This window comes from uncultured Campylobacter sp., assembly GCF_938018145.1.
GTDB lineage: Bacteria > Campylobacterota > Campylobacteria > Campylobacterales > Campylobacteraceae > Campylobacter_A.
The window spans coordinates 1-6,067 of record NZ_CALIII010000065.1 but is presented as its reverse complement, the minus strand read 5'-3'; the positions used below and the strand labels follow the sequence as shown (position 1 = coordinate 6,067).

The window sequence follows — 6,067 nt, the reverse complement described above, 5'->3', positions numbered from 1 at the left end:
ATTTAAAGCCAAAGTTTTTATATGGACACCGTCGACAAACCTCCCCTTGATCCAGTTTATGTTCGCATCCTCAAAGGGACGAACATTATCCTCAAAATAAATACTTTCCGGATACTCAACCGTCTCCTTTATAAAAGCCTTTGGAGCGGTACCGCAGTAATACACTCCAAGAATATTTGTGATGATGATGTCGTAAGTAGGGATTAGAAATAGCGCGGCCGCTACTATGCCTCTGATCCAAATTTTCTTAGCGTATTTTACGGTGATGACCATCACTATGGCGCTAACTGCCATATAAGGAATAACGTAAAAAAGTAAGATTATCATACCCATAGCGTATCCTTTTTAGTTGTCGGCAAAACGGAGACGGTACGTTTTGCCTCGTGCCTAAAATATGCGGGTCAATAAAACCCGCAACTGTTTTAAATTTGACCGCTTCGCATCTTTTGCAAATCATTGATAAAATGATAGTGCCGTAAGGCTTAAGGCGGAGTTAAATTTGAGCTTTGGCAAGTGCTAGTAGTCAAATTCGACGCTTGTTTTACGAATTATAATATCGCAAATTTAACCTCGCAAGTTATTTTTTGTGATAAATTTGCTCCAAATTCGAACCTAAATTCAAAACAAAATTTAACCGCGCCAAAGCTACCGGCGCATTTACCGCAAAAGTAATCGGCCGTCAAATTCACTCATTTTATAAAATGAAACTAAAATTTCAAATCTAATTTAGATATTTTAAAAACAAATTTCGGTAATATTGCGCTAGGCAAAAATTTTATCCGAAAGGAGCTGTTATGAGCGGTATTGCTCTCATCGTCTGCTTCGTCATCGCGGTCGTCGTTATGATCGTGCTGATTTCTAAGTTCGGGGTTCACCCCTTTATAGCGATCATGCTCGTTTCGCTAGCTCTAGCTGTCGTCGCGGGCATCGACCTGGTCAAGGTTCCCGCGATCATCGGAGAGGGATTTAGCGGGATATTTAAAAGCATAGGCATCGTCATCATCCTGGGCGCGCTCATCGGTATGGCGCTGGAAAAGACGGGCGCGGCGCTAAAGCTGGCCGACATGGTCGTGCGCTGCGTAGGCGACAAGCGCCCCGAGCTAGCTATGCTCATCATGGGTTGGATCGTGGGTATCCCGGTCTTTTGCGATAGCGGCTTTGTGGTACTAGATCCGATCCGCCGCGCGATAAAGGAAAAGATCGGCGCCAACCCCGTAGCTATGGCGGTCGCGCTCTCGTGCGGCCTATACACCTCGCACGTGTTTATACCGCCGACGCCGGGCCCGATAGCGGCCGCTGGAGCCGTGGGCGTGGGGCACAACCTGCTGCTAGTCATCGCCGTGGGCGCGGTAGTTTCGATACCGGTTCTCATCGCGGGCTATCTTTTTGCTAAAACCATCGGCGCAAAAGTGAGCCTAAAAGAGGATCTCGCAGACGTCGGCAAGAGCTACGACGAGATCATCAAAGAGCACGGCAAGCTGCCTTGCGCGTTTTTGAGCTTGGCGCCGATTTTTATGCCGATTTTGCTGATGGCGCTGGGTTCGGTCGTCTCGATACTAAAGCTAAAAGGCTCATTTGCGAATTTCGTTTTATTTTTGGGCAACCCGATCATCGCGCTTGGCGTGGGCGTGCTATTTGCCGTTATCTTGCTGGCTGAAACGGGCAAGCTGGGCGAATTTAACCTCATGACCAACGAAACGCTAAAGATCGTCGGACCGATCCTTTTCATCACGGCTGCGGGCGGCGTGCTAGGCAACGTCATCGCTAAGGCCGGATTTGTCGAGTTTATGAAGGCAAACGCCCATCTCATCGGCACTGTGGGCATATTTTTCCCATTTGTTATCTCGGCTATCATCAAGACCGCTCAGGGCAGCTCGACCGTGGCGCTTACGACGACGGCCTCTATCATGGGGCTTTTCACCGATAGCGGCTCGATGATGAGCGCGCTGGGGCTCACGAGCGAGATGGGCGCGGTGCTAACGGTGATGGCGATCGCTGCGGGCGCGATGACGGTTTCGCACGCTAACGATAGCTACTTCTGGGTCGTTACGAACTTTAGCAAGATGTCGCCGGAGCAGGGCTACAAGACTCAGACGATGCTTACCTTTATAATGGGTATCGTGGGTATGGCGACGGTTTGGGTAGCGTCGCTGATTTTATTGTAAATAAATTTGAGTGCGGTTTTGGCGCAACGAGACTGCACTCTTTACGGTAAGAGCGGTAAATTTTCAAATTTGTCCGCCTAGACCCGCATCTTGAAAATGTTAAATTTGGTTTGGTTAAATTTAGCGTTGCGCGCTAAGCTTTTTTGTTAAGGGGGAAGGGGCTTGAATTACGGTCTGCTTGCAGCTCTCAAAGAGAGCGCGTCCTAACAGTAGCAAACGAGGTGCGGCTAAGTACAAGGCAAGCGCAGCGACGCAAAAGCCCTCTCTAACCCCACTGCACGTGAGATGTGGCGACATAGCTTTGCTCTTCGAACAAAGCGTCGCGGGCTTGGAGTCAAATTTGGCATTTATAAGCGTCACAATTTAAAACTAAATTTGATAAAATCAGACCGTAAAATTTAAGGCGAAGTATTTTGAGATGATTTTTTGGGGTTGCGCAGATACAATTTAGCTCAGGCTGGACTTCTGCTTGCAGTTGCGAGCGCAACGAAGCAAAAATAGTCCGCCGAGCTAAATTTTAGCCAGCTCCGCTTCTTGCAAAGCAGTGAGCGAAGCGCAACTGAAAAAGCGCTCAAAAAACAAGCCTTGCCAAAAAGGAAAACATGATGAAAATACTAATAGCAATCGACTCTTTCAAGGGCTCTTTGAGCTCCCTCGAGGCCGGCAACGCCGTAAAAGAGGGCATCGAGGCCTTAGGGAGCGAAGTGGACGAAGTGGTGGTAAAGCCCATCGCAGACGGCGGCGAGGGTAGCGTGGTGGCGCTAGCAGACGCGCTAAACGGCGAGTTTATCGACGTCATCGTGCAAAATCCTCTCGGCGAAAAGATCCCCGCCAGATACGCGCTAGCAGGCGAGCTGGGCATCCTCGAGATGGCGTCTTCTAGCGGGCTCATGCTGGTGGAAAAAGAGCGCCGAAACCCGATGAAAACGAGCACCTACGGCTTTGGGCAGATGATTTTGCATGCTATTAGCAAGGGTGCGCGTAAATTTATCGTCGGTATCGGCGGTAGCGCTACGAACGACGCCGGCACGGGTATGCTAAGCGCGCTTGGATACGAGTTTTTTGACGAAAACGGCGAGCTGCTCGAGGGCAAAGGCGAAAACCTCATAAAAATCACAAAAATCTCAAACAAAAACGTAGCGCCCGAGCTACAAGAGTGCGAGTTCCTCGTAGCTTGCGACGTGGATAACCCGCTCTTTGGCAAAAACGGCGCGGCCTACGTCTACGGCCCGCAAAAAGGCGCGGATGAACAGATGGTAAAGGATCTGGACGCCGGGCTAATTAGCTTTGCTAGCGCCACGAGCGAGCACTTTTCGAGCGAATTTTGGAACTTCAAGGGCGCGGGCGCGGCAGGCGGGCTAGGGTACGGGTTTGTGAGCTACCTAAACGCCAAACTAAAGCCTGGCATCGACATCATCATGGAGGAAATCCGCCTCGAAGAGGACGTAAAAAACGCCGATCTAGTCATCACCGGCGAGGGGCGACTGGACTTTCAAAGCTCGATGGGCAAGACCCCGACCGGAGTGGCAAAAATCGCCAAAAAATACGGCAAGCCGATCATCGCGCTAGCAGGCAGCGTGGCGCCGTGCGCCGGCGGCTGTAACGAAAACGGCATCGACGCGTTTTTTAGCGTATTAAACGAGCCTGTGAGCCTAGAGGAGGCGATGGATAAGCAAACCGCGACGCGCAACCTCAAAATGACTGCCCAGCAGGCTTTGAGGCTATATTTGCTAGGGCGTAAAGGGTAAATTTACGCTTTGATACGGCGACTGGGTCGGCGATTTATCGGTTTGCTGGCCTGGTCGTGCTTGACCGCTCGGTATGATTTGCGAGCCCGAGCGGATGTTTTTTGTTGTAAATTCGTCTTTTGGCGCGGCTGTTTCGTGGGTTTTTAAATTTGACATCGTGCTTTGACGCGTCAAATTTTAGTTTTAGTTTTTGCCGTGCGGATTTCGCGCCGCACGGTTTATCAAATTTGCAAAAACTTAAAATTTAAAAACAAGCCAAAGCCCGAAAAACGGGCTTTGGTTAAATTTGCTGCAGGTTTATTTTTCCTTCGCTTCGATCTCGATTTCTAGCTCGACTTTGTCCGATAGCGTGATCTCTGAGGTGTCTAGCCCGATCTCAAAGAGCTTGCGTTTGGTCTCGCCCTCTAGGCTAAAGCCGATTTTTTCCTTGCCGTTTTTATCCGCAGTAAAGCCGCCAAGCTCGAATTTTAGCACCACGGGCTTAGTGACGCCGTGCATCGTGAGCGTGCCCACGACCTTGCCTTCTGTGTCGCTTTCTTTTTCAAATTTGACCATTTTGTAGGTGATTTTGTCAAATTTGGCCGCGTTGAAAAAATCCGCACTGCGTAGGTGTTCGTCGCGCTTGTCGTTTTGCGTATTTACCGAGGCGGTTTCGATGGTAGCCTCTAGCTCTTTTAGCTCTTTGGCATCCTTGTCGTAGTCGATCACGGCGTCAAATTTGCCGAAATTTCCGCTAACTTTTGATATGCTTAGGTGTTTGATCTTAAAGCCGACGTTGCTATGCGCCGGGTCGATCTCATAGACTGCGGCGTTTGCGAAGCTCGCTGCTAGCGCTGCTGCTAGCGAAAATCTGATTAGTTTTTTCATTTTTTCTCCTTGTGATTTAGGTTTGAAAGTGTATTTTAAAAAAGTAAATATATAACTTTTTCGCAACATTTTGAGAAAAATTTGAATTACTTTTTTGCTGCCCGCTGATCGCAGGCTAAGAACGATCAGGCTAAATTTAGCCCCAAATTTCCCCGACGAAAAACAGCGCCGACATCGCAAACGTGCAGAGCGCGACGACCTTTAGTTGTCCGTCAAAGTCGCGACACCCCCGAACTTTCGATACGAAAAAGATATGCCAAATAAGCGGCACAAAGCTAACTATATAGAGTAATTTTATGCCCGAATCTCCGCGCAAAAGCGAATAGCAAAGCATTAAGCCCGCTCCGCCGGCGATAAGAGCGTAGTGGTAGCGCTTGGCTGCGCTCAGTCCGATACGTACGGGGATCGTGCGCTTGCCCTTGAGCGCGTCGTTTTGGATGTCGCGCATGTTGTTTAGATTTAGCACCGCCGTGCTTAGCATCCCGCACGCGCACGCAGGCAGTAACAGCGCCGCATCGAGCGAACGCGCGTATAAAAAGTACGAGCCCAGCACGCTCAAAAGTCCAAAAAACAAAAACACGAAAACGTCGCCAAGCCCCAGGTATCCGTATGCACCGGCACCCACGGTGTAGCGGATCGCAGCGTATATCGACGCACCGCCTAGCGCTAAAAATAGTAGCACGAGATAAAACCGCTCGCCGAATGCCAAAACGCTTAGCGCGAGGCTACAAAGCGCCGAAAGCAGCGCCGTAGCGACGATGACGCGCTTCATCTGCTCGGCGCTCATCTGCCCCGTTTGGATCGCTCGGCGCGGCCCCAGCCTGCCATCGTCGTCGGTGCCTTTTACCGCGTCGCCGTAGTCGTTGGCGTAGTCGCTGAGTACCTGAAACAGCAGCGTCGTAAGCAGCGCCAGTGCGAAAATATCCGCTCTAAATACGCCCGCGCCGTATGCCGCACCGCTGCCGAGCAGTACGCCCGAGACGCTAAGCGGCAGCGATCTAAGGCGAGCGGATGCGTAAAGAGCCTTTGCGGTTATCATTTTTTGCCTTTTGTTGATTTTTAGAGCCGAATTTACGACAAATTTGAGCTCAAATTTAGCACCCGAATGCAAAAAATAATATAAATTTGAGCTGGTTTATGGGTAAAATTTGTAAATTAGGAGTTAAAATTTGCAGCGGTTATATCCGTATTTAGAGTTTTGAGGTTAGTTAAATTTGCCACCAAAGCCGTCTGTGCTTAAATTTATCAAATTTCCGCCATTTCTCGCCAAAACTTAAGCACCTTATC

General features: G+C 49.6%; 5 protein-coding genes and 1 pseudogene. 2 read left to right on the top strand and 4 right to left on the bottom strand.

Features of this window, described 5'->3' with window-relative positions; translation table 11 throughout:
• Nucleotides 1–333, bottom strand: a pseudogene (locus Q0338_RS01485) (hypothetical protein); the annotation flags it as partial.
• Nucleotides 334–794: 461 nt separating this feature from the next.
• Between Q0338_RS01485 and Q0338_RS01480 the strand changes: the two are divergent.
• Nucleotides 795–2,165: a GntP family permease gene (locus tag Q0338_RS01480; protein WP_298085212.1), complete on the top strand. Its 1,371-nt coding sequence runs from the start codon at nucleotides 795–797 to the stop codon at nucleotides 2,163–2,165.
• A 605-nt stretch (nucleotides 2,166–2,770) separates the two neighbouring features.
• Nucleotides 2,771–3,913, top strand: coding sequence for a glycerate kinase (locus Q0338_RS01475; protein WP_298085211.1), 1,143 nt, complete (start codon nucleotides 2,771–2,773; stop codon nucleotides 3,911–3,913).
• Here Q0338_RS01475 and Q0338_RS01470 read toward each other — a convergent pair.
• The 3 genes from Q0338_RS01470 to menA all read right to left on the bottom strand — a co-directional run bounded on the left by Q0338_RS01470 (nucleotide 3,896) and on the right by menA (nucleotide 5,819).
• Nucleotides 3,896–4,069: a hypothetical protein gene (locus tag Q0338_RS01470; RefSeq protein WP_298085210.1), complete on the bottom strand. Its 174-nt coding sequence runs from the start codon at nucleotides 4,067–4,069 to the stop codon at nucleotides 3,896–3,898. The two genes, Q0338_RS01475 and Q0338_RS01470, sit on opposite strands and share 18 nt — an antisense overlap.
• 141 nt (nucleotides 4,070–4,210) lie before the next feature.
• Complete coding sequence (locus tag Q0338_RS01465) at nucleotides 4,211–4,780, bottom strand: YceI family protein (RefSeq protein WP_298085209.1); 570 nt, start codon at nucleotides 4,778–4,780, stop codon at nucleotides 4,211–4,213.
• Nucleotides 4,781–4,916: 136 nt separating this feature from the next.
• Nucleotides 4,917–5,819: a 1,4-dihydroxy-2-naphthoate octaprenyltransferase gene (gene menA / locus Q0338_RS01460; protein WP_298085208.1), complete on the bottom strand. Its 903-nt coding sequence runs from the start codon at nucleotides 5,817–5,819 to the stop codon at nucleotides 4,917–4,919.
• Between the last annotated feature and the right edge of the window lie 248 nt (nucleotides 5,820–6,067).